The 26,531-nt window shown below is 40.7% G+C and carries 21 protein-coding genes; 9 read left to right on the top strand and 12 right to left on the bottom strand.

What is annotated here, in order from left to right; all coding sequences use genetic code 11:
* The first annotated feature begins 99 nt into the window (after nucleotides 1-99).
* Nucleotides 100-1,170, top strand: a complete 1,071-nt coding sequence (locus tag MMY79_RS13730) for an AraC family transcriptional regulator (protein WP_252609426.1) — start codon at nucleotides 100-102, stop codon at nucleotides 1,168-1,170.
* A 15-nt stretch (nucleotides 1,171-1,185) separates the two neighbouring features.
* Here MMY79_RS13730 and MMY79_RS13725 read toward each other — a convergent pair whose 3' ends face one another.
* The 3 genes from MMY79_RS13725 to MMY79_RS13715 form a co-directional block, all read right to left on the bottom strand.
* Nucleotides 1,186-2,082 carry a DMT family transporter gene (locus MMY79_RS13725; protein ID WP_252609424.1) on the bottom strand — a complete coding sequence of 299 codons (897 nt, stop codon included), beginning with the start codon at nucleotides 2,080-2,082 and terminating at the stop codon, nucleotides 1,186-1,188.
* A 126-nt stretch (nucleotides 2,083-2,208) separates the two neighbouring features.
* Nucleotides 2,209-3,756, bottom strand: coding sequence for a galactarate dehydratase (gene garD, locus MMY79_RS13720; protein WP_252609422.1), 1,548 nt, complete (start codon nucleotides 3,754-3,756; stop codon nucleotides 2,209-2,211).
* 72 nt (nucleotides 3,757-3,828) lie between these two features.
* The gene (locus MMY79_RS13715; RefSeq protein WP_252609420.1) at nucleotides 3,829-5,193 is read right to left on the bottom strand and encodes an MFS transporter; all 1,365 of its coding nucleotides are present in this window, start codon (nucleotides 5,191-5,193) and stop codon (nucleotides 3,829-3,831) included.
* A gap of 286 nt (nucleotides 5,194-5,479) precedes the next feature.
* Between MMY79_RS13715 and gudD the strand changes: the two genes are divergently transcribed.
* The 4 genes from gudD (at nucleotide 5,480) to MMY79_RS13695 (ending at nucleotide 10,563) form a co-directional block, all read left to right on the top strand.
* Nucleotides 5,480-6,814 (top strand): glucarate dehydratase, encoded by a 1,335-nt coding sequence (gudD, locus tag MMY79_RS13710; RefSeq protein WP_252609418.1) that lies wholly within the window; start codon nucleotides 5,480-5,482, stop codon nucleotides 6,812-6,814.
* 265 nt (nucleotides 6,815-7,079) lie between these two features.
* On the top strand, nucleotides 7,080-7,991 hold the full coding sequence (gene kdgD / locus MMY79_RS13705; protein ID WP_252609416.1) for a 5-dehydro-4-deoxyglucarate dehydratase: 912 nt from the start codon (nucleotides 7,080-7,082) through the stop codon (nucleotides 7,989-7,991).
* Nucleotides 7,992-8,021: 30 nt separating this feature from the next.
* Complete coding sequence (locus MMY79_RS13700; RefSeq protein WP_252609414.1) at nucleotides 8,022-9,608, top strand: aldehyde dehydrogenase (NADP(+)); 1,587 nt, start codon at nucleotides 8,022-8,024, stop codon at nucleotides 9,606-9,608.
* Between the two features lie 241 nt (nucleotides 9,609-9,849).
* Entirely contained in the window at nucleotides 9,850-10,563 is a 714-nt protein-coding gene (locus tag MMY79_RS13695) for a FadR/GntR family transcriptional regulator (RefSeq protein WP_005042034.1), read from the top strand.
* A 74-nt stretch (nucleotides 10,564-10,637) separates the two neighbouring features.
* On the opposite strand, the gene MMY79_RS13690 is transcribed toward MMY79_RS13695, so the two are convergent.
* From MMY79_RS13690 to MMY79_RS13660, 7 genes are all read right to left on the bottom strand, one after another.
* Nucleotides 10,638-12,389: a tannase/feruloyl esterase family alpha/beta hydrolase gene (locus tag MMY79_RS13690; protein WP_252609412.1), complete on the bottom strand. Its 1,752-nt coding sequence runs from the start codon at nucleotides 12,387-12,389 to the stop codon at nucleotides 10,638-10,640.
* Nucleotides 12,390-12,421: 32 nt separating this feature from the next.
* Nucleotides 12,422-12,811, bottom strand: coding sequence for a PaaI family thioesterase (locus MMY79_RS13685; protein ID WP_252609410.1), 390 nt, complete (start codon nucleotides 12,809-12,811; stop codon nucleotides 12,422-12,424).
* A gap of 78 nt (nucleotides 12,812-12,889) precedes the next feature.
* Entirely contained in the window at nucleotides 12,890-14,140 is a 1,251-nt protein-coding gene (locus tag MMY79_RS13680; protein ID WP_252609408.1) for an OprD family porin, read from the bottom strand.
* Nucleotides 14,141-14,221: 81 nt separating this feature from the next.
* Complete coding sequence (locus MMY79_RS13675) at nucleotides 14,222-15,361, bottom strand: acyl-CoA dehydrogenase family protein (protein ID WP_252609406.1); 1,140 nt, start codon at nucleotides 15,359-15,361, stop codon at nucleotides 14,222-14,224.
* Nucleotides 15,362-15,436: 75 nt separating this feature from the next.
* Nucleotides 15,437-17,323: a feruloyl-CoA synthase gene (locus tag MMY79_RS13670; protein WP_252609403.1), complete on the bottom strand. Its 1,887-nt coding sequence runs from the start codon at nucleotides 17,321-17,323 to the stop codon at nucleotides 15,437-15,439.
* Between the two features lie 82 nt (nucleotides 17,324-17,405).
* Nucleotides 17,406-18,857, bottom strand: a complete 1,452-nt coding sequence (locus MMY79_RS13665) for an aldehyde dehydrogenase (RefSeq protein WP_252609401.1) — start codon at nucleotides 18,855-18,857, stop codon at nucleotides 17,406-17,408.
* A gap of 37 nt (nucleotides 18,858-18,894) precedes the next feature.
* Complete coding sequence (locus tag MMY79_RS13660; protein ID WP_252609391.1) at nucleotides 18,895-19,734, bottom strand: p-hydroxycinnamoyl CoA hydratase/lyase; 840 nt, start codon at nucleotides 19,732-19,734, stop codon at nucleotides 18,895-18,897.
* Nucleotides 19,735-19,982: 248 nt separating this feature from the next.
* Here MMY79_RS13660 and mhpT point away from each other — a divergent pair, with 248 nt between their 5' ends.
* The 3 genes from mhpT to MMY79_RS13645 all read left to right on the top strand — a co-directional run bounded on the left by mhpT (nucleotide 19,983) and on the right by MMY79_RS13645 (nucleotide 22,557).
* On the top strand, nucleotides 19,983-21,215 hold the full coding sequence (mhpT, locus tag MMY79_RS13655) for a 3-(3-hydroxy-phenyl)propionate transporter MhpT (RefSeq protein ID WP_252609389.1): 1,233 nt from the start codon (nucleotides 19,983-19,985) through the stop codon (nucleotides 21,213-21,215).
* Between the two features lie 70 nt (nucleotides 21,216-21,285).
* Nucleotides 21,286-21,741, top strand: a complete 456-nt coding sequence (locus MMY79_RS13650; RefSeq protein WP_252609387.1) for a MarR family transcriptional regulator — start codon at nucleotides 21,286-21,288, stop codon at nucleotides 21,739-21,741.
* 123 nt (nucleotides 21,742-21,864) lie between these two features.
* Nucleotides 21,865-22,557 (top strand): GntR family transcriptional regulator, encoded by a 693-nt coding sequence (locus MMY79_RS13645; RefSeq protein WP_077162611.1) that lies wholly within the window; start codon nucleotides 21,865-21,867, stop codon nucleotides 22,555-22,557.
* A gap of 43 nt (nucleotides 22,558-22,600) precedes the next feature.
* Here MMY79_RS13645 and MMY79_RS13640 read toward each other — a convergent pair whose 3' ends face one another.
* Both MMY79_RS13640 and MMY79_RS13635 read right to left on the bottom strand, forming a co-directional pair.
* Entirely contained in the window at nucleotides 22,601-23,545 is a 945-nt protein-coding gene (locus tag MMY79_RS13640) for a PDR/VanB family oxidoreductase (RefSeq protein ID WP_252609385.1), read from the bottom strand.
* Nucleotides 23,546-23,558: 13 nt separating this feature from the next.
* Nucleotides 23,559-24,635, bottom strand: coding sequence for an aromatic ring-hydroxylating dioxygenase subunit alpha (locus tag MMY79_RS13635; protein WP_252609383.1), 1,077 nt, complete (start codon nucleotides 24,633-24,635; stop codon nucleotides 23,559-23,561).
* Nucleotides 24,636-25,181: 546 nt separating this feature from the next.
* On the opposite strand from MMY79_RS13635, the gene MMY79_RS13630 reads away from it, so the two are divergent.
* The gene (locus MMY79_RS13630) at nucleotides 25,182-26,528 is read left to right on the top strand and encodes an MFS transporter (RefSeq protein ID WP_252609380.1); all 1,347 of its coding nucleotides are present in this window, start codon (nucleotides 25,182-25,184) and stop codon (nucleotides 26,526-26,528) included.
* Nucleotides 26,529-26,531 lie beyond the last annotated feature (3 nt).

Below are 26,531 nucleotides of genomic sequence, written 5' to 3'. Positions count from 1 at the left end.
ACTTTATGCTTGAAGCGTCGTATGGTCGATGTTAAATTGAGACAACAAGAGGTAGTTTAGTGCCATTATGCATGTCACTCTAGGGATGGTGCGAGTTAGATGCCTAATAATCTTTATAAAAATACAAATGTTGTTATCGAAGGAAATTATGATAATACATCCTTAGGTTCGAATACATATTTGCTAGGTTTGACCAGTTTATTTGATGAAATGGGTTTGCAAGGCCATTCAATATCAGATGTTCTATCAGGCACAAATATTTCGCCAGATACGATGAATCAATCCTCTTTATATATTTCCCAAGTTCAAAAAATTCAACTATTTCAAAATATTCAAAAACTATCTCACGATCCATTAATTGGACTACGTGCAGGGCAAAAGCAGCGCTTGTCAGATTTTGGGGTGTATGGTTACGCACTATATTCTTCGCGTAATTTTAGACAAGCGGTAGAGCTTGGCATTCGACATATTAAACTTGCAGGGCCTATTTTAAAGAAGTCATTCTATGTGCGAGATGACGCTGCCGTTTTTGAAGGGCAGGACATTATTGCGCTTGGTACGCTTCTACCTTTAGTGTGCGAGTTTTGGTTTAGCTCTATGCAAACCTTAATCGAACGGGTGCTTGAAGGACCATTTCAAGCGAAGAAGCTTTTATTGCCCTATCCAGCACCTGACTATGCAGAAGAATATGAAAAAGTGTTTCATTGTCCCGTTCAGTTTAATGCTGGGGTAATGCAATGGCACTTTGATTTAAAATGGCTCGAAGTACCTTGCCCAAATGCCAACCCGATTACTGCGGACATGTGTAAGTCATTTTGTGAGCGGATGTTAGGTGCAGCAGTAGCTGAAGAACCCGAGTTAGTAAAAACGATTCGTTTAATATTATTGGATGGAACGGGGCTTTTTCCATCAGCTCAAGAAATGGCTGAACGGTTACATATCTCAAAGCGAACCTTACATCGGCGCTTGGCAGGTTTTGATTTAACTTATCAGGAGTTATTAGATGAAACTCGGCGCCGTCTTGCGGATGAATATTTGCGAGAAACAACTTTAACCGTAGATGAAATTGCCGAAAGAATTGGCTTTTCAGATACTTCTAATTTTAGAAAAGCCTATCGTCATTGGACAGGCATTTCACCAAATGAGTATCGAATACAGTACCTAAATTAGAATCAGGTTTGTCTGCTATTTAAAGCGAGAGAGTAACTTTTTCTGCAAAAATGGATTACAGAGCAATATGGCAAATAAAATAATAAATATGCCGATAATACTGAATAAATCTGGTAATTCATGCCAAAAAACAAATCCCCATATTCCTGCAAAAATAATAGCAATGTAATTCATGGGGCCAATTTGTCCTGCTGGCGCTAAGCTATAAGCATAAGACATAAATAGTTGGCTAATGTTTGCTAAAAGTCCTGCGGCAATGAGCAGGGCCAGTTCATGCCAAGTGAAAATGCGCCAATGCCAGAACATTGGAATAGATGAAATTAAACTACCAAAAATACAGAAATAAAAAACGATACGCTCAGGCGGCTCTGTACTGGTTAAAGCTCTTACAGTCACAAAAGCCATTGCTGATAAAAAGCATGCGCCCAATCCAATAAAAGATAATGCATTAAATAAACCTTGGTCGGGCTTAGCGACAAATAAAACCCCAACGAGTCCAATCACAGCAGCAAAAATCATCGATTTAGTAATTTTTTCTTTTAAGAAGAGCCATGCAATGAGTGGAATAAAGATAGGAGATGAGTAACTAAAAACCATAGCATTTGATAGTTTTAAGTTCGCAATTGCATAGAAAAAACCATACATTGCAGCAAGACCCACTAGACTTCGCCAAGTGTGCATCCACAGTTTATCGGTTTTAACGAAGTCTAAGCCCTGCTTTAAAAGCATAGGAATAAAAATAAATAAACCTACTGCATTTCTAAAAAACACGACGGTCGCATTGTCCACTGTTTGCGAAGCAAAACGAATGCATACCCCCATAATGGAAAATAATAATGCTGATGTCATAAGACAAAGCAATGCTTTTCCAAGTTGAGTCGAGGGTAGATTTGGAGCAGTCTGATTTTGCATAGAGAAATACAGTTCTTAATTTTCGATGTTATTTTAGCAGTGATGTTAAGTTTTGGTGAAATGTGTCGTAATTAATGTGGGAAATGTGAAAAAGATGAGGGGATATACCTCATCTTTTAAACCTTATTAGGTCACTGGGGCTGGGTTAAATACAGCAAGTGAGTTATGAATACCCCAACGGTCCGACCACGTTTGTTGTTCACCACTCGCCACTTGTAAAATCAGTTCAAAAAGTTCCCAGCCCACTTCTTCAATAGTTTTCTTCCCAATGGCAATATCACCAGCACTGATGTCGATCAGGTCATACCAACGGTTTGCAATATTGTTTCTGCTTGCCATTTTAATGACCGGCACTGCTGCCAGCCCGTAGGGCGTACCGCGGCCTGTGGTAAATACTTGAACGGTAATACCCGATGCCATTTGCTGTGTACCACAGATAAAGTCACTCGAAGGCGTTGCCGCAAAAATTAATCCTTTTTTTGTCGGTCTTTGGCCCGGTGCGAGAACCTCTACAATAGGTGAGCGGCCCGATTTGGCAATCGATCCCATCGCTTTTTCTACAATGTTATTCAGTCCACCTTTTTTATTACCCGGTGTTGTATTGGCACTTCGGTCTACTTGGCCTGCTGCTAAGTAGTCGTCGTACCATTTCATTTCCCGAATTAAATCTTTGGCAACTTGTTCATTTGCTGCACGTGGAGTGAGTAGATGAATACCATCACGGACTTCTGTGACTTCAGAGAACATGACGGTACCGCCACATTGCACAATCAGGTCAGCTGCGAAACCAACGGCAGGGTTCGAGGTGACTCCAGAAAATGCATCACTCCCGCCACATTGCATTCCTACAACCAAATTAGAAGCTGGAACTTCTTCTCGAGTACGTTGATTAAGCTTTTCAAGATGTTGTTCTGCCACGGTTAAAATATGGTTCACCATACTTTCAAAACCATGATGCCGTTCATCTTGCAACTGAATAATATCTTCATTTGCTAGGGGAATATATTTGTTTTCTTTAGGAATATTTAAAAGTCGTTCGGGTTGCATTTTTTCACAGCCCAGACTCACAACCATAATTTCTCCACCAAAATTAGGGTTGAGTGCAAGATTATGAATTGTACGAATAGGAACAATTGCAGCAGGTGCATCAATTGCGACACCACAGCCGTATAAATGGTTTAACCCGACCACACCATCTACATTTGGATATTTAGGAAGTAAATCACGTTCAATAATTTTAACGACATAATCGACGATACCTTCGACACAGTTAACACTGGTTGTAATCCCTAAAATATTTTTTGTGCCGACGCTGCCATCCTTATTTTTATAGCCTTTAAATGTATATCCACTAAGAGCAGGAAGCATTGGATCAGGACGAGTTGCTAACTCAAGATCATCTAGTTCAGGTGCCTCAGGCATTTGAGTAACGGCTTCATTCACCCAACAACCTGCAAGTAAATCTTTATTGGCATAACCAATAATTTCCCCATAACGAACAATTGCTTCACCTTGTTTTAATGACTCTAATAAAACTTTGTGTCCTTGTGGTACATCATCAACCAAGGTGAGTTGATGTTCTTCAATATGTGTAGAGGGTGGTAAGCCGCCGTCATTGACGACAATGGCTACATTATCGAGAGGACTAATTTTTATGAGGAGAGGCTTCAGCATGATCGTTCCTTGTATACATTTGAAGAGAGGGCTATAACGCATAATTTTTTTAAGCGTTATAGCGAAGCATTTTTAAGAGGTAGGTTTTAACTCGAAGCGCTGGATTTTGCCGACCATAAAGAGGTAGCAAATAATTGCGATGACAGCATGTATACCTACAAAAACCAGTGCGCCATTGAAAGAACCTGTCGAGTTGATGATATAGCCAATAACAATAGGGATAACAATGCCTGCAGTATTGCCGAAGGTATTAAATAATCCACCCGACAAACCAACCATTTCTTTCGGTGCAACATCAGACATCACTGCCCAACCTAATGCACCAAAACCTTTGCCAAAAAAGGCGAGCGACATAAAGAACAAGATAGCTGTTTGCGAATCGACATAGTTACAAACCACAATACTGGTTGATAACAACATGCCAAAAATAATGGGAAATTTACGCGAAAAGGTTAGAGACTTGTTCATCTTGATAAGTTTATCGGAAATTACTCCCCCTAATACGCCACCAATAAATCCACAAAGTGCCGGTAATACAGCTGCAAAACCAGCCTCTAAAATTGACATGTGGCGTTCTTTTACAAGGTAGACAGGGAACCAAGTTAGAAAGAAATAGGTTAAGCAGGTAATACAATACTGAGCGATAAAAATACCTAGAAGCATACGAGAAGAAAGCAGCTTTTTAATATTTTTAAAATTCATCTTGTTGTTTTCATCAGCAACTTTAAGCTGATTTTCACCCATGCTAGTAATAGCACCGCCTGCTTGTAAATATTTGAACTCATTTGAATTAATAGTAGGGTGTTTTTCTGGACTATAGATGACTTTTAACCAGATGAAAGCAATCACAATGCCTAATCCGCCCATAATCCAAAAAACAGATTGCCAGTGAACATGTGCAACTAGCCATCCCATGAATGGTGCAAATATAACAGTTGCAAAATATTGAGCTGAGTTAAATATTGCTGCGGCAGTTCCACGTTCTTTAGTTGGGAACCAAGCTGCTACAATCTGGCTATTGCCCGGAAATGCTGGACTTTCAGATAATCCAACCAAGAAACGTAAAAGAAATAATGAGGCGATAATGAGAGGAATAGAACCTAAAATATCAACAAAACCCAAGAGAATAGTGAAAAAAGACCAGAGTATAATGCTCCAGAAATAAACTCTTCGAGCGCCGAACTTGTCGAGTAACCAGCCACCTGGAATTTGACCAATAACATAAGCCCAGCCAAATGCAGAGAAGATATATCCCATGGTCACTGTGCTTAATCCCAGTTCTTGAGACATTGGGGCAGCAGCCATTGAAAGTGTTGCCCGATCACCGTAATTTAATGAAGTGACTAAAAAAACCATCGCTAAAATGTAATAGCGCGTCTTATTATGTTTCGCTCGTTGCTGGCTAACGGCAGCAATATTTGTTTGCAGATTATCCATATACAAACTCTTTTTAATAATCGACCTATTTGCATATCCGTGAAATAGGTGACGTCATGTCAAATTCATCGATAGAATAGATGAGAAAACGGAATTTTGTATCTACTCTATAGTCCTAGTTCTAAAACCGCGTCTTTAGATGTATGACATCATATGATTAAAAATATTATTTTGGCAAGTAGGGTCGAAAAATAATTTTTATACGGGTTTATATTGACAAGTCGTATGATGTCTTATAAGTTTTGATCATGAAAAAATAGTATCAAAATGCCAAGGAGTATTTTTAATGGCGACCTCTACACCTATCGTTAAATCAATTCGAGCAATTCCTGTTGCTGGACATGACAGCATGCTGCTCAATTTGAGTGGTGCCCATGGACCTTATTTCACTCGTAATATACTCATTATCGAAGATAACTCTGGAAATATTGGGGTAGGTGAAATTCCTGGGGGAGAAAAAATTTTAGCGACATTAAATGATGCTAAAGCCTTGATAGAAGGGCAGCCGATTGGTGAATATAAAAATCTACTTAAAAAAATTCAGCAAACTTTTGCTGATCGTGACAGTGGTGGACGAGGCAATCAAACCTTTGATTTACGGACCACAATTCATGTTGTAACTGCTTATGAGTCGGCATTGCTTGATTTGCTTGGTAAGCATTTAAATGTAAATGTTGCAAGCTTATTAGGTGAAGGTCAGCAACGTAGTGAAGTTGAAGTATTGGGATATTTATTCTTTATCGGTGACCAAAAACAGACGTCATTAGACTATGCAACTTCTACAAATCATCATCATGACTGGTATAAAGTCCGTCATGAAAAAGCATTAACACCTGAGGCAGTGCAGCGTTTAGCAGAAGCTTCTTATGACCGTTATGGGTTTAAAGACTTTAAGTTAAAAGGTGGAGTGTTACAGGGCGAACAAGAAGCTGAAGCTGTTACTGCAATTGCGCGCCGTTTTCCAGAAGCACGTGTGACACTTGATCCAAACGGAGCATGGTTTTTAGATGAAGCAATTGCTTTAGGCAAACATCTGAAAGGCGTGTTGGCCTACGCAGAAGACCCGTGCGGTGCAGAACAAGGTTATTCAAGCCGCGAAATTATGGCCGAGTTTAAACGTGCAACAGGTTTACCCACTGCGACCAACATGATTGCTACCGACTGGCGAGAAATGTCGCATAGTATTCAACTGCAAGCTGTTGATATTCCTTTAGCTGATCCACATTTTTGGACATTGGAAGGCTCGGTTCGAGTTTCACAGCTCTGCAATATGTATAACTTAACGTGGGGTTCACATTCTAATAATCACTTTGATATTTCACTTGCTATGTTTACCCATGTTGCAGCCGCTGCGGTAGGTAAGGTAACGGCAATTGATACGCACTGGATTTGGCAAGAAGGGACAGATCAATTGACTAAAGCGCCGCTTGAAATTAAGGACGGTAAAATTCAGGTGCCAACAGCTCCAGGACTTGGTGTCGAGCTGGACTGGGACCGAATTAACCAAGCGCATGAACTCTATAAATTAAAAGGTTTAGGGGCTCGTAATGATGCCGATGCGATGCAATTTTTAATACCAAATTGGTCATTTAATAATAAAAAGCCATGTTTGGTTCGTTAATGTTTTATCGATATGTTTGAATAATTCGCTTTTTGAATTGTTTTTATTCTTTGCTGTCCATATGGACAGCTTTTTTTATGTCTAACGATTAGCTGTGAAATTAAGATTTTTCAATAATATTTTATAAAACAATTTGTTAAGTGTTTTTTGGTAATAAACTTTTATCTTTTTAAAAAAATTAATTTTTCAGAGGAAAATATATTGATTAAAATAAAATTTATGATGTAAGATGTCTGACAACATAAACGTGTATGGATATTTTCTAATGGATGCTCTTGAGTTAAAAAACATTGTTTCTGATGGTCTTCTTTCTTTTCCGGTGACCGACTTTGACCAAAATGGGGACTTTAATAAATCTTCGTATGCAAAACGTCTTGAATGGTTGGCACCTTATGGCGCAAGTGCTTTATTTGCTGCGGGTGGTACAGGCGAGTTTTTCTCGTTAACTGGAAATGAATACTCTGACGTGATTAAAACAGCGGTTGACACTTGTAAAGGTAGTGTACCGATTATTGCTGGGGCAGGTGGTCCGACACGTCAAGCGATTGAGCAGGCAAAAGAAGCAGAGCGCTTAGGTGCACACGGTATTTTGTTAATGCCGCATTATTTAACTGAAGCAAGCCAAGAAGGTTTAGTTGAACACGTTAAGCAAGTATGTAACTCAGTAGATTTTGGCGTAATTTTTTATAACCGTAGCATTTCAAGATTAAATCTCGATTCAATTCAAAAGTTAACTGAGATGTGTCCGAACTTAATTGGATTTAAAGACAGCTCTGGTCAAATCGATATGATGACAGCAGTGACTCAAACGATGGGTGATCGTTTGTCATATCTAGGTGGTTTGCCAACAGCAGAAGTTTTTGCAGCACCATATAAAGCCTTAGGTTGTCCAGTTTATTCGTCGGCTGTATTTAACTTTATTCCAAAGACTGCAATGGAGTTTTATAACGCGCTTCGCAGTGATGACTTTGAAACAACGAATCGTTTAATTAAAGATTTCTTTTTGCCACTGATTAAAATTCGCGACCGTAAATCGGGTTATGCAGTAAGTATGATTAAAGCAGGTGCCAAAATTGTTGGGCACGATGCAGGTCCAGTGCGTCCACCATTAAGTGATTTAACTCAAGCAGACTATGAAGATTTGGCTGCCCTCATTGCGACACTTGGTCCGCAATAATTCTAACTGTTTAGGTATTGGAGCTTTAAAATGAGTAAAAATAACGGTGGGCAGTTTATTAATGGTCAGCGCGTTGCTGCAAATGCACCCGCTCTAGAAAGTGTGGGTGCAAAAGACTATCAGCCAACAGGCTATGTATTTAGTCAGGCAACACTTGAAGAAGTGGATCAAGCTGCTCAAGCTGCGCATCATGCTTTTTTAGTTTATAGCCAAACATCTCAAGAGCAACGCGCCTCTTTTCTTGAAGAAATTGCTCGCCAAATTGAAGCATTAGGCGCGAACTTACAAGAAGTCGCTTCACTTGAAACAGGCTTGCCACTTGCTCGTCTTCAAGGGGAAACAGGTCGTGTTACTGGCCAACTTCGACTGTTTGCTGAACTCTTACGTCGTGGTGATTTTTACGGTGCTCGTATTGATGTGGCATTGCCAGAACGTAAGCCTTTGCCACGTGTTGATTTGCGTCAATACAAAGTAGGGGTAGGACCGGTTGCTGTGTTTGGCGCGAGTAATTTCCCACTAGCATTTTCAACTGCGGGCGGTGATACCGTAGCTGCTTTAGCAGCAGGATGTCCGGTTGTTTTTAAAGCACACTCTGGCCATATGGCGACTGCCGAGCTTGTTGCAGAAGCCATTGAAAAAGCAATTGAAGTTTGTGATATGCCTAAAGGCACATTCAACATGATTTTTGGCGCTCGTATTGGCGCAAACTTGGTAGAACATCCGCTCATTCAAGCAGCTGGTTTTACAGGATCTCTTGAGGGTGGGATGGCGCTTTATAACCTTGCGCAGAGTCGTCCTCAGCCGATTCCATTCTTTGCGGAAATGTCGAGTGTGAACCCAGTCGTGGTTTTATCTCAAGCGCTTAATTCACGTGGTGAACAAATCGCTCAGGAAACTGTTGCTTCGTTTAATATGGGATGTGGCCAGTTCTGTACAAAACCAGGGTTAATTTTAGGCGTACAAGGTCCTGAATTTGACAGTTTCGTAGCAGCTTTAGTTGAAAGCACGCAAAAAGCTGTGCCACAGGTCATGCTGAATGAAGGTACTTTAAAAAGCTACCGTCAAGGTATTGATGCTTTAAACAGTGAAGTTGGTTTTGAAGTAGTTGCGACAGGTCAAGAAGCTGAGCTAGTTTCTCAAGCAAAAGCACATCTATTTAAAGCGGACCAATCTGTTTTATTGTCAGGCAACGCAAAACTACAACATGAAGTTTTCGGGCCAATGTCGATTGTGATTGGCGTAGAAGACGAAGCAACTTTGTTGAAAGGGATTGAAGCTTTAGGTGGACAGCTTACGGCAACGATTATTGGTGATGAAAATGAATTATCTGAAGCTGGTGAGCTTCTTCATTTGTTAACTGGTAAAGCGGGTCGTGTATTGTTTAATGGCTTCCCGACAGGAGTTGAAGTGTCTGATGCCATGGTACATGGTGGCCCTTTCCCTGCAACCAGTGATGCGCGTGGAACTTCGGTCGGTACGGGAGCAATTGAGCGCTTCTTGCGTCCGGTATGTTTCCAAAATACGCCACAAGTTTTATTACCTGATGCCTTAAAAGATAGTAATCCGCTACAGATTACTCGTCTAGTCAATGGGCAATTAAGTCAGGCTCAAATTTAAAAATTGTGCAGCTCAATCAAAGGTATTGAGCTGCATATTTTTTAGCTTATTCAACGCATTATTAAATATTGAAATAAGCACAAGTTGCTTACTTTTTAAATATATGTGAGTGTTTGATAAGGGAGATAAAATATTTTAATTTTAATAGCTTAGAGGAATAAAAACCGAATATGACTATCGTCTAAGTTTATAGTAAAATGAATTTTCTAATTTTTTCAACATTTCATGAGTTCTTCAGATTATGTCTAGTGCAATTAAACCTAGATCAACAAAAAAACTAAGCCAGATTATTGTAGAACAACTGATCGAAAAAATTCAGTCTGGAGACTTCCAAGTCGGGGAGAAAATTCCGACCGAACTTGAATTAATTGAAACTTTTGAAGTAAGCCGCTCTGTTATTCGTGAAGCAATCACTGAGTTGCGTTCATTAGGGTTTGTCGAGACTCGTCACGGGATTGGTACTTTTGTAAAAGAGCAGACTGTTGAACAGAATTTTTTGCTGTCTAATGCCAGTTTAGAAACCATTAACGATATTGTCTCTTTACTGGAGCTTCGAATTAGCCTTGAGTCTGAAGCTGTCTTTTTAGCATCAGAGCGCCGTAAGCAAATTCACATCGATAAAATGAAAGCTGCGCTTGAAGATTTTGAACGTCATATTTCATCAGATGCAAATGATGGCACAGTAAAAGCTGATTATGATTTTCATATTGCGATTGCTGAAGCTTCTGAAAATCAATATTTCGTTGATTTTTTAAAGTATCTGGGTGAAAAAATTATTCCACGTGCACGCCTAAAATCTATTGAGCAAAGTCCAGAAAACCGTGAAGAATATTTAAAAGCGGTTCACCATGATCATGTCAATATTTATAACGCAATTGTCGATCAGGATGGTTTGTTGGCTCGACAAATGATGCGTGCTCATCTGTCTAAAAGTATTAAAAAGTTTAAGCAGTAAATCTTGAGCTAAAATTAAGTTGATTAAGATAAAAAAGAGAGCTGATTTAAGCTCTCTTTTAATTTTATAAGGTGTTATTTACAACTAAAGTTTTCAGCTTTTTCGCTATCACCTTGACCATTATAACGGGCAATCAGTGGGTAAGGACAAAGTGGGCGGGTACGGTCGGGTGCCCAGTTTTGTGGAAGTTCAGTATTCACTTGACCACTTGGGTTACCTGCGCCGCGTGCGGTCGCAATGATTTTGTCAGGGGCTTGCCCATATTCAACCCAGTTGACTAAAGCAGTCAATGCATCAAATTGGTCGGTCGCAATGCCATCACGGGTATGGTTCATGCCCGGAACTCTAAAGAAACGTGCAAATTCAGGTGCTGTACCTTTTGCATCATTTTTATAGTGTTGGAGTAGTTGATCGTACCAATTTTGGGTGTCATCTACAGAGAAAACGCCATCTGCTGTGCCTTGTACCACAATCATTTTTCCACCATGATTGCGGAGTTTATCAAGATTAAGTTCATCGGGTGGCATCATGAAAGACATCGAACTTTCGGTGTACACATCATTGGTTGCCGATAGTTTTAGATAGTCGGTATCGAAGTTAAAATTAAAGGCAAATTGTCTAGAGTTTTGAGTCACAGTCGGGTCTGGTGGAACCTGAAAAAGAATGCCGACCGCAACTGGGTCACGCGCTGTTCCCACCGAAGATTCAAATTTCCAGCTTGCCCAGTTGCTTCCCACTAAGCCCGGGTCGAAAGGCTGGGTTGCATAGAGCGCTTGTCCAGCAGAGTTTACAGGGCCACGGTAAATGTTTGCTAATACATCAATTTGTTCGGTGCTTAAACAGGTGCCATCTCTTGTACTTGAGCAAACAGATACATCTTTGTGAATATCAAAAGCTGTACGACAAGCCTCAACATCTTGAACCAAGCCATCTGCAACACCGTCTAGAGTATCGCATCGATCTAAAATCACTTTTGCTAAAACTTTACGCTCTGGAATAGTAAGGGCGGTACTTAGGTCATTTTCATCTGTTGCGACACGACGAAGCTGCTGCGCTGTATAGAGTTGAGCTGCGGCTGCACGAGGTAAGTGAAAACCTGGTGTACTTGCCAAAATTCCATCATATTGGTCGCCCAAACGGGTTGCGGCAATCATGGCATGACGCCCGCCATTAGATGTACCACCTGCATAGGAGCGATCTGGTAATTTACCATATGCTGTTTTAATGAGGTTTTTTGCCATAGGCGTGAGTTTGGTGATCGCACCGTAGCCATAGTTGATTCTGGCTTGAGGATCTAAACCAAACATTGGATTTTGTGAAGTATTATGTCCAGCATCAGAAGAAATAACAGCAAAACCATCATGTAGAGCATTGGTCAGCGGGCCACCGCTGCCGACCTGACCCGTTGCAGGAACTAAATTACCATCGGTTCCACCATTGCCTTGATAGAGAAAACGACCGTTCCAATCAACAGGTAAGCGCATTTCAAAACCAATTTGATAGGTTTGTCCATCGACTGGGCTTACACGTTGGTCCATATAACCTTTGACCAAACAATGAGCGCCAATCGGTTTGTTGGCTACAGTCAATGTGCCTGCCTCTTGAAGAGTAGCTGAGCTAATGATTGTATTGGTGTATTGAAATCCAAGTAAGTCCTTACAGCTTCCTGTCATTTTTATACCCACAGCAGGAGATAACTGTGGTGGTTTCGTTGTTGAGGGAGGTGATGTGTCATCACTATCACTTCCACAGCCTGCCAAAGAACCAAGCATGGCAAGCATTAAAGCGGAGTGGGCCAAAATTCGTTTATTGTTGGTGTAATTCATTATTCATATCCTTATTAAATGAATGGTCGCAATTAATCTAAAACCAGAAAATTAGCTGTGCTTCGTGCAATCATTTTGTTGTTTTGCCAAGCTTCACTTTCGAGATTCAGTACAGTTTTGCCTTGTTTAATGAATCGGCATTTTGTAATGACTTCGCCCACAGCACAGGGCCTTAAAAAATCCATAGTTAAGTTAATGGTAGTGGCGGGTTTACGATCATTGGCAAGAAATGCAAAAAGCCCCATCACGTCGTCAAGCATCGCGCAGATCATGCCGCCTTCAACGGTACCGCGTGGATTGGTAAAGCTTTCTAGCGCCGTGTAATGGATGGTGAGTTCAGTGTTTTTTTCATTCCAATGAATATTGTGTCCACCCAAATGGTGGTGGATGGGCGGTAAGTGTTCTAAAATTTTCTGATCCATAATGAAGGGTCCATGCTGAATTACTTATTTCCCGAAATAAAAAGAGGTTCTATGTGTGACAGAACCTCTTGTTTTTAATTATTTAAATTTCCATGTGTAGTCGATGTTGATGCGGGTTTCATTTACAGGTTTGATATTTGCTGTAGAGAGCATGTTGTTGTCATAAATGGCATAGCGCGCGCGTAGCCCTAGATTTTTTAACCAGCCACTTTGAACGGTGTAACCTAAATCAAAGTCCGTTTCGCGTTCTTTTAGATTGGTTCCACCTAAGTTGGGTGCATAAATATTGTGACCTGTCGTGTAACGAGTCATGAAACGTAAACCCGGTACATAATCTTTAAAGTCATATTCATAGCGGAAGCTATAGGCTTTTTCCTTTGGGTTTAAAAACTCGCCCGGCCATGTGTCGATGAGAAGCCCAGTTTCACCTCCAGTCAAATACGGAAATGCGGTGTCGCCGTGATGTTGGAAGGTTCCAAAAATAAATTTATGGTTTTGATGTTTGAGTTCGAAATGCGCATGATAAAGGTCATTATCGACTAAGCCTGCTTTTGCTTGTCCATCATCTCGGCTGCGGTAGTAACGTAATTGAGAGCTAAGATTGGTGGTGTCATTAATTTTATGTTGGTGTAAGGCACCCACCATGGTTTGGTTATAAAGATCATCAACATCCATATAAAAAGCGGTGAGTTTGAGTGCGGGATTAAACTGATAGTTTCCACCTAAATAATAAAGCCCATCAGTTTCGGAACTTTTAAAACGTCCATTTACGCCTGAAATTTTAATTTTTTCATAGTTGGTTGAATCACGATGATTCACTTTATCGAGGTAGGCTGCCTGTAAATCAAAATCTTTAATATCTTTACTGGTCAGTGAAATTCCTCGATAGGTTTGAGGAAGCAAACGAGCAGGTGAAGCCACTAAAACCGGGTTCATTGGCATGAGCGTACCAATACGTAGTTCAGTTTGACTCATTTTCGCTTTTGCTGTGACCCCAATTTCCCCATAAGAGTCAGCAGGTTCATTGGTGCGCGTGTCTCTAGGTAAGTTTCCTGTACCTCCATGTTCTGCGTCGGCATCGAGTTTAAAACCTGCCGTCGCAAGTACATCCAGCCCAAAACCGACAGTCCCTTCGGTATAACCCGAATTGGCTTTGAGAATAAACCCTTGTGTCCAGTCCTTGGCAGCAGGGTAAGCAGATTGCTCTTGATAGTCGCGGTCAAAATAGAAATTTCGCGTGGTGAGTTCTACTGAACTGTTGTCAATAAAATTGCCAGCCCACACTGAACCAGAGAGCATAAGGGTAGAGTACATCCATAATTTCGACATAGCATTTCTTCCTGAAATAACATTTTTTTGTTTTCAATAAGGCATAGTTGTTGTGTCTGCCTTGTTTGGTTTTAAATCGAATTATTTTCCGAGCAGTTCTCGGGCTACGATTTCTTTCATAATTTCATTGGTTCCCCCATAAATTTTTTGTACCCGTGCATCCACAAAAAAGCGTGAAATCGGATATTCCTGCATGTAACCGTAGCCCCCAAAAAGCTGAAGTAATTGATCAATCACTTCACATTGGACATCGGTAATAAAGCACTTCAGTGCGGCAACTTGAGTGACGCTTAACTGGTGTTGTTGATATAGCACCGCACATTGATCTACAAAGGCTTGTGCGGCTTTTGCTTTGATTTGAGCGTTTGCGAGCACAAATCGCGTGTTTTGCATTTGACTTAAAGGCTGCCCGAAAGCTTTACGCTCTAGTACATAGTCTTTAGTAATTTCAATGGCGCCTAAAATTGACCCCAACGCCATCATGGAAATGCTCAAACGTTCGCGAGGTAACTCTTGCATTAAATACGCAAAACCTTGTCCTTCTTGACCCAAACGTTGTGTGACAGGTACACAAACATCATCAAAAAATAGTTCAGCTGTATCTTGGGCATGCAGCCCGATTTTTTGTAATGAACGGCCTTTTTTAACGCCATCTAACGCAGCATCGACTAGAAAAATCGAAATGCCTTTTGCTTTAGCTTGCGGATCAGTTTTCGCAACCAGAACGATCAGATCGGCATGCAAACCATTTGAAATAAACGTTTTTGAACCATTAATACGGTAATGATCATTTTCTAAAATCGCTTGAGTGCGTATGGCCTGTAAGTCTGAACCAGCATTCGCTTCGGTCATGGCAATTGCAGTGACGACTTCACCTGTCACCATTTTCGTTAACCAATAGCGTTTTTGCTCTTCAGTTCCAATATTTTGCAGGTAAGGAGAGACCAACTCATTTTGCCCGCCAATGGCAACCGCTAAAGATGCAAAACCAGCTTGAGCAGTTTCTTGAACCAACATGAGTGAGTAGTGCACAGGAGCGCCATAGCCGCCATATTCTTCGGGTACATCGACACACAAAAAGCCATTTTCCCCAAGACGAAGCCATAGATCACGTGGAATCAGGCCATCGTGTTCCCACTGTTCATAATACGGAGCAACCTGTTCTTTTAAGAACCTGCGATAGCTGTCCCGAAATAGTTCAAATTCTGTATCGTGTGGCATGTTAAACCTTTTTTTAGGCAAAAGTGAGGCTAAGGCCCAAACTGAAGTTTGAGCTTCCTTTTTTATTTCAATTGTTTATTGCTTTAAGGTGGGTACCCGAATAATCAGTGGGTTTTCGGCCTGTTTTTGATAAAGTTCATCAATTAAAGCAGCACGACGCTTGGTAATATTGCCTTGATTGAGGTTGCCTTTATCGGTCACTTCACCTGCATCGAGTTGAGGTGGCTCGGTCATTAAATAAAGCATTGAGACTGTATTTGAGCTACCAGTCGCATCTTTATTAAAGGTGGTTAAAAATTGGCGGAACCATTGCTGGACTTTAGGGTGCTGCAATATCTCTGCTGGAGAATGTTCGCCCAGCTTAAGACCAGCTTGTTGAGCACAAGCATCTAGTTTTGGAAAAATCAAAAAACCAACCGCATTCAGGTTTGAACCTGTAATGCAGACATCTTGAACCAGTAAATTACCTTGAATCAGTACTTTGTTGCGTAGTGTGCCCACATTCACAAAAGTACCAGTATTGAGTTTAAAGTCTTCTGCAATTCGTCCATCGTACATCAAGCCTTTGGTCGGATCATTGATATCGACCAAACGAACAGCATCGCCAGTATGGAAAAAGCCTTCATCGTCAAATACAGTGCTTTGTTGGTCTGCCTTTAAACGCCAATAACCTTTCATGACATGTTTGCCACGAACACAAAACTCAAGTTTGTCACCACATGGCACTAGCTTAATTTCACATCCCGGAGCAGGGTAACCAATAAAGCCAGCCATTACGCGTGGACCAGTTGTAAAAGCACAAGAGGGAGCAGTTTCAGTCATGCCCAAGCCGCTCATAATGCGGATTTTTTCTCCGCAATGTTGCTGAGCAATTTTATCGAGTCTGTTCCAGCCCGCTTCTGAAAGCGCTGCACCTGCAAAGAATAAAATTTTAACTTTGGCAAAAAAGCGGTCTCTTAATTCTTCATCTTTTTCTAACGCTTCGGTGAGTTCTTCCCAACCTTTTGGCACATTTAAATAAACTGTCGGAGAAATTTCTTTGAGATTACGAATAGTTTCATCAAATTTTCCTGCAACGGGTTTGCCGTCATCAATGTAAATGGTACCGCCGTTATAGAGTGCGATGCCGACATTGTGACTGCCACCAAACGTATGGTGCCAAGACAGCCAGTCGAGTAGGACAGGTGGTGTTTCTTCAAACTCAGGGAAAGTTTGTAATAACATTTGCTGATTAACACACAACATTAAATGCGTGGTCGGCACAGCTTTAGGCAATTTGGTTGAACCTGATGTAAATAAGAATTTGGCAATCTGGTTTTCATCAAGGGTTTGGTAAAACTCTTGAACATTTGAAACAGGCGTATCTAATAGTGACTGAAAAGACGTGCAGATCTGATTGCCGACAAGACCTTTATTGGTCACCACTTCAATGTCAGGTGTAATACATGCCTGAATGGCTTTGGCAAAAGCTTGTCCATCGCTGGCATAGACCATACCTGGTGTCAGCACTTCAAACACATGTTTAAGTTTGCCAAAGTCTTGAGAAATTAGAGAGTAGGCGGGTGAAATAGCAGAGAAAGGCACGCCTGCCAGCATGGCAGCCATAGACAGTGTTAAATGTTCGAGATCATTACCACTTAAAATAACCAGAGGTCTTTCTTGGCTTAACTTACGTTCATGTAATGCCTGAGCAATGTGCCATGCACGTTGTAAAACTTCTGCATAACTCAGTTTGACCCATTCACCTTGAGCATTGCGTTTTGCTGCAAAAATATGGTCTGGTTTGGTTTGTGCAAAATGAATTAACCGATCTGTCAGTTTTTGTGGATACGGTTTTAATTGCTCTTTTGGGCTGATATAGAGCGTGTCATCTTTGTGGTGATAATGAATATCATGTTGCCCTAATTTTACGAACCGTTCGCGGTCTTGTGATTGAGTGGCATTCATTTGCATTTCTTTCACTCCATGGAAAGCGCATCACTGCGCTTTATTTTTTTGCATCATGCAATTTTTATTTAATATGTTGTTGTCTGCATTATCCCGACTAAATCGGGTAATGACGTGATTGGGTCTGAATGGTGATCCAGCGTAGTTCGGTAAATTCGGCAACAGAGACTTTACTACCAAAACGTCCGTAACCACTCGATTTTGTTCCGCCAAATGGCATTTGAGCTTCGTCATGTACGGTTGCGCCGTTAATGTGACAAATACCCGAATCAATCTGTTGAGCGACTTCTAATGCCTGTGAAATATTTTGGCTAAACACTGCTGAAGAAAGACCGAACTCGCTGTCATTTGCCAGTGCTACGCCTTCTTCAATACTTGAAAAACGTTGAACTGTGCATACAGGCCCAAATGATTCTTCGCGGTAAAGCAGCATGTCAGGTTTAATATTGAGCACCAGCGTCGGTTGCATGGTGGTGTCTTCAATATGAATACCTAAAGGTAAATCGGCACCTTTGTTTTGAGCATCTTCCAGCAAATGCTGAATACGGTTTGCAGCACGTCGACTTTCTAAAACACCGAGTACATTGTCTTTTGAGGTTGGATTACCTGCCCGAATAGCGCGGGTTTTTTCAATCAGTTTTTCAATAAATTGGTCGGCAATATTGTCTTGAACCAAAACACGTTCGGTCGACATACAGATTTGACCCTGATTAAAGAACGCTCCAAAAGCGACTGCATTTACGGCTTCATTAATGTCAGCTTCATTTAAAACCACAACAGGGGCTTTACCACCCAATTCAAGTAAAACAGGTTTTAAATATTTGGCAGCAGTCTCGGCAATAATTTTTCCGACTTTGGTTGAACCCGTAAAATTAATGCGCTTCACAGCTGGATGAGAGACTAAACGCTCTACGATTTGTGGTGCATCTTCAGCGGCATGCGTAATCACATTGACCACACCTTCACCAAGACCTGCTTCATGTAACACTTCACCAATGAGACGATGTGTTGCTGGACAAGCTTCCGAGGCTTTTAACACTACTGTGTTACCACAAGCCAAAGGCATGGCAAGGGCACGTGTTGCCAAAATGACAGGGGCATTCCAAGGAGCAATGCCAACAATGACACCGCAAGGAACTCGCACACCCATTGCAAGATTGCCCGGCACATCTGACGGAATGAGGCTTCCGTCAATTTGTGTAGTCATTGCTGCTGCTTCACGTAACATGTTGGCAGCAAGGTGAACGTTAAACCCATACCATGTCGCAGTTGAACCTGTTTCTTGCATTCCAGTTTGAATGAATTGCTCGGTTTTTTGGTCCATTAAATCGGCTGCTTTTAATAAGCGTAAGCGACGTTCGGTAGGCGAGAGTTTCGACCATACTTTAAAAGCTTGTTGTGCCGAATCGATTGCACGATCAACATCTTCCAAGGTTGCAGCAGCAGCTTTACTTGCCACTGATCCATCGATGGGGCTAATACGCTCAAAAGTTGCCTGATTTGATGCATCAACAGATTGACCGTGAATAAGTAACTGTACATTTTGCATGGGTTGTGTCCTTACATTGCCATTAGTGAATCAAAAGTTAACCAGTACGTTTATAGCTCTGTAAACCCGGTTTAATTGATTTTTCATCTAAAAATTGTTTCAAACCTTCTTGGCGGCCATTTTCTGTATCACGATGAATACATTGATCGAGCTTGGCATATAAGTAGTCTTCGTTTTGGTCCCAAGTCAGTTCACGGCAACGTTTAAAGCCATTTTTAGCTGTACGAAGAACCACAGGGTTTTTCTCAAGTAAGCAATTTGCAAGCTCAGTCACTTCAGCTTTTAACTGTTCAAGCGGTACGCTTTTATTCACAAGGCCCATCGTTTCGGCTTCTTTACCACCAAAGGTTTTACCTGTCATGATGTAGTACAAAGAGGCACGGTGACCAACAGTATCTGCCATTGCCTTGCTTACAAGGTTGCCCGGCGGAATACCCCAGTTAATTTCAGATAAACCAAATGTTGCTTCATCTGCTGCAATCGCAAGATCACAAGCCACTAAAGGTGAGAAACCGCCTCCAAAGCACCAGCCGTTGACCATAGCAATGGTTGGTTTTGAATACATGCGAAGAAGTTGCCACTGCCAACGGCATGAGTCGCGGCGTATACGTTCTTGATAAATTTCTGGTTGAGTATCGACTTCACGGAAATATTCTTTCAAGTCCATGCCTGCTGTCCAAGAATCGCCTGCACCTGTCAATACAAGCACACGTGCATTTTGATCAAGTTCTATGGCTTCAAGCACATCAATCATTTCACGATTGAGTGTAGGACTCATGGCATTTTTCTTTTCTGGGCGGTTTAGGGTAACCCATGCAATTCCATCTTCAACTTTAACATCTACGGTTTCCCAGCGGTTTTCATAACTCATCTTCATACTCCTTGAATGATTTTTAGCTGTTCTGGGATTTAATTTAATATCAGTTAAACTTACATTCAAGTCTTTTTTATAAAATTTCATAAATATTTTATAATTCATTGTATTTTAAATATTAATTAATTTTGTGGATAATTTAATATAAAAATATGTTGATTTTTTAGTAAGTTTAACTGATATTTTTGGTGTGTTTAAACAATAATACACAAAGGGCTAAATGGAACGACTAGTCAATAAGGGATAACACAATGGAAAAGATATTAGGACAGTCTGCAAGGGCAAAAATCACGTTGCTATTATGTTTTGCAATCGCAATTTTTGAAGGCTTTGATCTTCAGTCAATGGGGGTAGCCGCCCCACGAATGCGGGCTGAGTTTATGTTGGACAATGGCCAGATGGCATGGGCATTTAGTGCTGCAATTTTAGGAACACTACCAGGTGCCATATTAGGTGGTAGATTTGCCGATATTGTAGGGCGTAAGAAAATTCTGATTTTTAGTATTTTACTTTTTGGAATTATGTCTTTGCTAACAGCCTATGCTGCTAACTTCAGTTTGCTGTTACTCATTCGTTTTTGTACTGGTTTAGGAATGGGTGGGGCACTTCCGATGATGATTACACTGGCATCTGAAGCTGTATCTGATCAGCACAAGGGCAAAGCGGTGAGTATTATGTACAGCGGCATTCCTTTTGGTGGATTACTTACTTCTGTGGTTGCTATGTCGTTGGCTGGCGATGCAGAGTGGCGTCATATTTTCTATATTGGTGGTATAGCGCCAATTTTATTAATTCCACTGATTATGCGCTTTTTACCTGAGTCAAATGATTACCTGCAACGTAAAGGTCAAGCGCAAAAAACGACTCCCTTCTTTGAAGTTCTATTTGCCAAAGAACGTCGTATGTCAACGATTCAGCTTTGGGTGAGTTTCTTCTGTACCTTAGTCGTGCTGTACTTCTTATTGAACTGGTTGCCGTTACTCATGGGCGCGCAAGGCTTATCGAAATTACAGGCAAACTATGTGCAGATGGGCTATAACGTTGGCGGAATTTTAGGTTCAATCCTCATGGGTGTATTGCTTGATAAAATACGCATGAGTTTTGTGATTAAGCTGATTTATCTTGGCATTCTATTCTCGCTTTGCTGCTTGGCAATTTCTCCAACCGTTGCATTACTGGCGCTTTCGGCAGTGGGCTGTGGTTTATTTATCGTGGGTGGACAATCGGCACTGTACGGCTTGGCTGCCATGTATTATCCAACGGAAATGCGTGGAACTGGAGTCGGTGCGGCGGTTGCAATCGGGCGTATCGGTTCTTTTGCAGGACCTTTAATGGCTGGTTTTTTACTCTCGCTTGGACAAAGCTCGACCATTGTGATTGGTTCAAGCATTCCGGTGATTTTAATTGCAGCGATCTCTGCATTACTTCTTGTCAAAAAACCTAAACAGCCTGTACATTTAGTACAAAGCTCAGGTGCTCGCTAAGTTTTAACGAAAGTATGGGGTTAGCGCCTCATACTTTCACTACAGATTTTCTTATGATGATTGAAAGGTTATGGTACGTTCGAATTCAGTTCAAAAAAAAGTAGAAGATGAGCCTAAGTTAAGTTACATGATTGCTCGTGTTGACCGAATTATTAGTAAACATTTAACAGAACATTTAAAAGAGCTTGAAATTACCTTGCCGCAATTTACTGCGCTTTCTGTTTTAGCTTCAAAAAGTAATGTATCCAATGCAAAGCTTGCTGAGCGCTCTTTCATTAAGCCGCAATCTGCCAACAAAATTTTGCAAGATTTACTAGTGAATGGTTGGATTGAGAAAAAACCAGACCCAACCCATGGCCGCCGTATTTTAATTACGCTGACTCAAAGCGGTGTTGATAAGCTAAATAAATGCAATGAAGTTGTTTTAAAAGTTGAAGAAAAAATGCTTGAAGGCATTGATATTAACTTGGCTTATTTAATTCGTAACAACCTAGATATTATGGTCAATAATCTTAAAAACCTGTGATGAAAGGTAGTTTGCAATTTAATTTATTAAACTTAATAGAAATGCTTAAGCACTGATTCACACAGAAAATTTATTTCATTTTACAAATGAACTTGCTAGCATCGAAGTGACGTTTTTGGTGATGTGTGGCAGCGAATGTCTTCAGGACAACAAGTTTTACTTAAACTAAGAAAAATGATTATTTCAGGGGAACTTGAAGGCGGTGCCAGAATTGCCGAAATTCCGACTGCCGAGTTACTTGGTGTTTCAAGGCAGCCTGTTCGTATTGCTTTTAGGTTGCTTGAGCAAGAAGGCCTCCTCATTAAAAACCCAACTCGTGGTTACACGGTCCGTGAAATTTCAGAACAACTTGTTCATGATGCGCTTGAAGTGCGAGGGGTGCTTGAAGGATTGGCTGCGAAAACTTTGGCAGAACAAGGCTTAAGCGAAGAACAGAAAAAGACGCTGCAACATTGCATTCAAGAAACTGAAAAACTATTTAATGATAAAGACGAGTTTGGCGACGCTGAACTTGAACGTTATCATCATTTTAACGTCATTTTTCATGACACCATTATTGAAGGCGCACAAAACGTCGCACTCATACAAGCTTTAGCAAAAAACAATCAGCTACCAATGGCATCTGCTCAAGCCATTACCTATGACCAGAATCAAGCTTTGTCAGAGTATCGCCGTTTGCACTATGCACATTTGCAGCATTGTTCGATTTTCGATGCCTTAGTACATCGTCAGGCAGGGCGTGCTGAAACCTTAATGCGTGAACACAGTAGTGTGGTGATTTTGGGTGAAACGCTCAGAAATGTTCTAAGTGCTTAAGCTGAAATAAGTTCCTTTATTTTCGAATAAAGGAACTCAATAATTAAAGTTCAATCACAAGATTTTTAGTTTTTGCACGAGAACAGCAAGGCGTAAATTGGTCATTCAATGCGTGTTCCTCATCGGTCATAAACATATCTCGATGATCAGGGGTGCCTTCTACAACGCGGGTAATACATGTGCCACAAATGCCTTGTTCACAAGAAACAGGTATATCGAAACCATTTGCAATTAATGTCTCAGTAGCAGTTTGTTCTGGTAATACTTCAATTCGACGGCCCGTACCTTTAACTTCAATAGTGAAAGCTTCATCGTTAGACGTATCTGCTTTTTGAGCGACAAAATGTTCTTGATGTAACTGTTCGCTATGCCAATCGGCTTGTTCGGCTGAGCTCATGACAAACTGCATAAACCCTGTAGGTCCACAGACATATAAATGTTTATCAGATGAAGTTTGGGCTAAAACCTCTGCCATATTACATTCGGTATCTGGTTGGTCTTGAATGTGAAAATGGACTTGGTCACCAAAATACTCGGTTAAGTTGCCATAGAAAGCAATCATTTCACGGCTACGAACAAAGTAATGCAATTCGAAAGGAATATTGGCCGACTTAAGTCGATACGCCATCGATAAAATAGGGGTAATACCAATACCACCAGCAAATAAAACTGCCTGTTTTGTGTGAGGGTGAATCTCAAATAAATTACGAGGTTCACCAATCTTTAAATGGTCACCTTCACGATATTCTGTGTGGATGCAACGTGAACCACCGCGTGAATTGGCATCATGTAAAATACCAATCACATAACGATGCTTTTCACTGCAACAATTTGAAAGTGAATATTGACGGGTTAGACCATTTTTAAGATGTACATCAATATGTGCACCTGCTTCAAAACTCGGTAGCACTGTACCATTTGCTGCAACCAATTCAAAAGCGCGGATGGTCGGGGTGAGCTGATGAATTTTATCAATAATAACGTCCATGTTCATGCTCCTTTTAAATAATCCGTATGTTTGGGAACTTCTGAGCAGATGTTTCAGGAGGCGTTTTATTTTCTTCAGTAAGTAGTCGCTCAATTACTTTACGAGACTGTACACCGCCCGCGTCGATGTTGAGCATCAGTAACTTGCGATGTGGATTGTTTAGAATATTTTGCTGCTGTTGTTCAAGCATTTCTAAATCTTCAGTAAAGATTTTGCCTTGTCCTTCACGAATTTGATCAGTGAGTTCAGTATTGTCAGGCTGGAAGTTGCGTGCCATTCCCCAGAAATACCAGTGTGAGGTTTCAGTTTCTGGCGTAATAAAATCGACCACGATTGAGGAAACTTTTTTGTCATTTTGTGCGTGATAACCACCATGTCCGGCATGTGCTACACCCACTTCAATATGAACATTACTTGGAGCATAGAAGTGACAACGTTGCCAACGGTCAACGGGTACATCATCTGCTAAGTGGTTACCACGAAGGGCCATTTGCCAAAATGGAGGCGCAATCACATTTTCCATATAGCGTTCGGTAATGACATGGTCACCGTCAACTTTAGTGACTGGTAATGATTCATCAATTTCTTTTTGTCCGATGCTGCTTGAGTGAACATAGGTCTCGTGGGTTAAATCCATCAGGTTATCGACCATCAAGCGATAGTCACACTGAATATGAAACAGGCCTCCGCCATAGCTCCATTCAGGGTGATCTGCCCATTCTAAAGTTGGCAATTTTGCTTCATCTGCTAAAGTTTTTTCGCCTGGCCATATCCAAATAAAACCAAATTTCTCAACAACTGCATATGATTTATTGCAAGGGAAACCATTTACACGTTGGGCTGGCATTGAAACTGTTTTTCCGTCACAACCCATCACTAGTCCATGATATCCACACACGAGGTTGCCATCTTCTACATAGCCAAGTGAAAGCGGGGCACCACGATGGGGACAAAAATCTTCAACGGCTGCAACTTGGTTTTCTTTACCGCGGTAAAAAACAATTTTTTCACCACAGATAGTGCGACCTAATGGCTTGTCTTGGATTTCTTCTGGGCGGCAGGCAACATACCAAGCATTTTTAATAAACATTGTGACGACTCCTTATCACTTATTGGATCCAATTTATAATAAATAAAAATAATGGTCAATTGATAAGCAGTATATTTTTAAAAAAAAATTGATGTTTAGGATTAGTAGTTTTGTATATATTTAAACAATATTGAAGACTTTTATATTTCTTTTTAATTTTTTGAACGAAATTTTTATCGACTTTATTTGGATCCATAATGCGTCAATCCTATGCTGAATCTGAATAGCTGTTGTGGTTGCAAATTTAAAAATGGATAAATATTTTATGGATCCATATTTTTAATTTTTTAAAATTAAAATGAATTATAAATATGTTTTTCAATGATTTGAATTGTTAATAATTAAATTTTAAAAATATTGTTGATTTTTTGGATCCAAATATTCAGTATAGAAAAAGAGCAGGACGCTCCAGAAAACAATTTCGCTCGCGTAAGTTTTTTGAAAAACAAATATTCCTCTAGGTCATTATGGATACGGATATGCATAACCACCCAATCGCTCATATAGCAATGTCGTGTGTATGTCTTATCCAAGGGAGATACACAAATGGAAAGAGACGTTCTAAGTGAGATCAATCAAAACAACATGAGCCGCTACCAATGGTTCGTCATTTTGATCTGTATTTGTCTCAATATTATTGATGGCTTTGACGTGATGGTAATGGCATTTACCGCTCCATCCGTGTCAACAGAATGGTCACTTTCAGGTGCACAAATTGGCTTGTTACTCAGTTCAGGCCTTTTCGGGATGGCTGCTGGCTCCATTTTTCTAGCGCCTTTAGCCGATAAGATCGGTCGCCGTTTACTCATCTTAGTTTGTCTTGTGATTGCAGGTCTTAGCATGTTGGGTTGTGCTTTGGTGCAAAGCCACAGCATGTTAGCAGCACTTCGGTTTATTACCGGAATTGGGGTGGGTGGCATTCTTGCGAGTAGTAATGTATTGGCAAGTGAATATGCCAATGCTCGTTGGCGCAGTCTCGCAGTAAGCTTAATGTCTACAGGGTATGGAATTGGCGCGACACTTGGCGGAGTACTCTCACTGGCATTGATTGAGCATTTAGGTTGGCGTTCAATCTTTTTAGCAGGTGGGGTTACTACCATTGCAATGCTGCTGATCAGCGCATGGTTATTACCAGAATCTTTAGATTATTTACTCGCGAAACGACCAAAACAGGCACTAGAACGAATTAATGCAACTGTAAATCGTATGGGGCTAAACGAATTACCAGTTATGCCGCGTTATGAAAAAATGAGTACGCAAAATGGCAGTGAACTCAGTAAATTATTTGCTGGGCAACTTGGATTTCAAACACTTTGTTTGTGGTTTGCATTCTTTTTAGTGATGTTTGGCTTTTACTTTGTCATGAGCTGGACACCAAAAATTCTTATTTCAATGGGGATGTCGCCACACCAAGGCGTAAGTACCGGCATTTTAATTAGTATTGGTGGTATTTTCGGGGCAGCCATTATTGGTTTATTGGCGTCACGCATGAAAATTTTCTATGCCTTAAGTCTATTTTTAGGGCTAACGTCTGCATGTGTTTTCCTATTTGTTGCAGTCTCGGCTCAAGTAAGTGTCGCACTCATGGTGGGGTTATTACTCGGCACACTTATTAATGGCTGTGTGGCAGGTTTATATTCTATTTCTCCAACAATTTACGATGCCGAAATTCGTAGTCGTGGTGTGGGCTACGCGATTGGTTTTGGTCGTATTGGGGCAATTTTATCGCCAACAATTGCAGGCATTTTTCTAGATAAAGGTATCTCGCCCGCAACGCTTTATGCTTATTACGGTGTGGTCTTTATTTTAGCTATTTTCCTGATTTTAAGTTTGGGTAATGCTTTTTACCGAAGTAAAAAAGAGCAAAACTATTCGCTTAAAACAGCACCTTAATCC

Source organism: Acinetobacter sp. XS-4, from assembly GCF_023920705.1.
In the GTDB taxonomy this organism is placed as follows: domain Bacteria; phylum Pseudomonadota; class Gammaproteobacteria; order Pseudomonadales; family Moraxellaceae; genus Acinetobacter.
Note: the sequence above shows the minus strand (reverse complement) of the source record. Positions and strands in the feature narration are given on the sequence as shown.

Excerpts from the sequence above, each read along its gene's own strand:
- MMY79_RS13695 (WP_005042034.1), top strand. The coding sequence starts at position 9,850 with ATGTCTAGTGCAATTAAACCTAGATCAACAAAAAAACTAAGCCAGATT.
- gudD (WP_252609418.1), top strand. The coding sequence starts at position 5,480 with ATGGCGACCTCTACACCTATCGTTAAATCAATTCGAGCAATTCCTGTT.
- MMY79_RS13700 (WP_252609414.1), top strand. The coding sequence starts at position 8,022 with ATGAGTAAAAATAACGGTGGGCAGTTTATTAATGGTCAGCGCGTTGCT.
- MMY79_RS13660 (WP_252609391.1), bottom strand. The coding sequence starts at position 19,734 with ATGAAGATGAGTTATGAAAACCGCTGGGAAACCGTAGATGTTAAAGTT.
- MMY79_RS13680 (WP_252609408.1), bottom strand. The coding sequence starts at position 14,140 with ATGTCGAAATTATGGATGTACTCTACCCTTATGCTCTCTGGTTCAGTG.
- mhpT (WP_252609389.1), top strand. The coding sequence starts at position 19,983 with ATGGAAAAGATATTAGGACAGTCTGCAAGGGCAAAAATCACGTTGCTA.
- MMY79_RS13650 (WP_252609387.1), top strand. The coding sequence starts at position 21,286 with ATGGTACGTTCGAATTCAGTTCAAAAAAAAGTAGAAGATGAGCCTAAG.
- MMY79_RS13675 (WP_252609406.1), bottom strand. The coding sequence starts at position 15,361 with ATGCCACACGATACAGAATTTGAACTATTTCGGGACAGCTATCGCAGG.
- MMY79_RS13730 (WP_252609426.1), top strand. The coding sequence starts at position 100 with ATGCCTAATAATCTTTATAAAAATACAAATGTTGTTATCGAAGGAAAT.
- MMY79_RS13630 (WP_252609380.1), top strand. The coding sequence starts at position 25,182 with ATGGAAAGAGACGTTCTAAGTGAGATCAATCAAAACAACATGAGCCGC.
- MMY79_RS13715 (WP_252609420.1), bottom strand. The coding sequence starts at position 5,193 with ATGGATAATCTGCAAACAAATATTGCTGCCGTTAGCCAGCAACGAGCG.
- MMY79_RS13685 (WP_252609410.1), bottom strand. The coding sequence starts at position 12,811 with ATGGATCAGAAAATTTTAGAACACTTACCGCCCATCCACCACCATTTG.
- MMY79_RS13635 (WP_252609383.1), bottom strand. The coding sequence starts at position 24,635 with ATGTTTATTAAAAATGCTTGGTATGTTGCCTGCCGCCCAGAAGAAATC.
- MMY79_RS13640 (WP_252609385.1), bottom strand. The coding sequence starts at position 23,545 with ATGGACGTTATTATTGATAAAATTCATCAGCTCACCCCGACCATCCGC.
- MMY79_RS13725 (WP_252609424.1), bottom strand. The coding sequence starts at position 2,082 with ATGCAAAATCAGACTGCTCCAAATCTACCCTCGACTCAACTTGGAAAA.
- garD (WP_252609422.1), bottom strand. The coding sequence starts at position 3,756 with ATGCTGAAGCCTCTCCTCATAAAAATTAGTCCTCTCGATAATGTAGCC.
- MMY79_RS13690 (WP_252609412.1), bottom strand. The coding sequence starts at position 12,389 with ATGAATTACACCAACAATAAACGAATTTTGGCCCACTCCGCTTTAATG.
- MMY79_RS13665 (WP_252609401.1), bottom strand. The coding sequence starts at position 18,857 with ATGCAAAATGTACAGTTACTTATTCACGGTCAATCTGTTGATGCATCA.
- kdgD (WP_252609416.1), top strand. The coding sequence starts at position 7,080 with ATGGATGCTCTTGAGTTAAAAAACATTGTTTCTGATGGTCTTCTTTCT.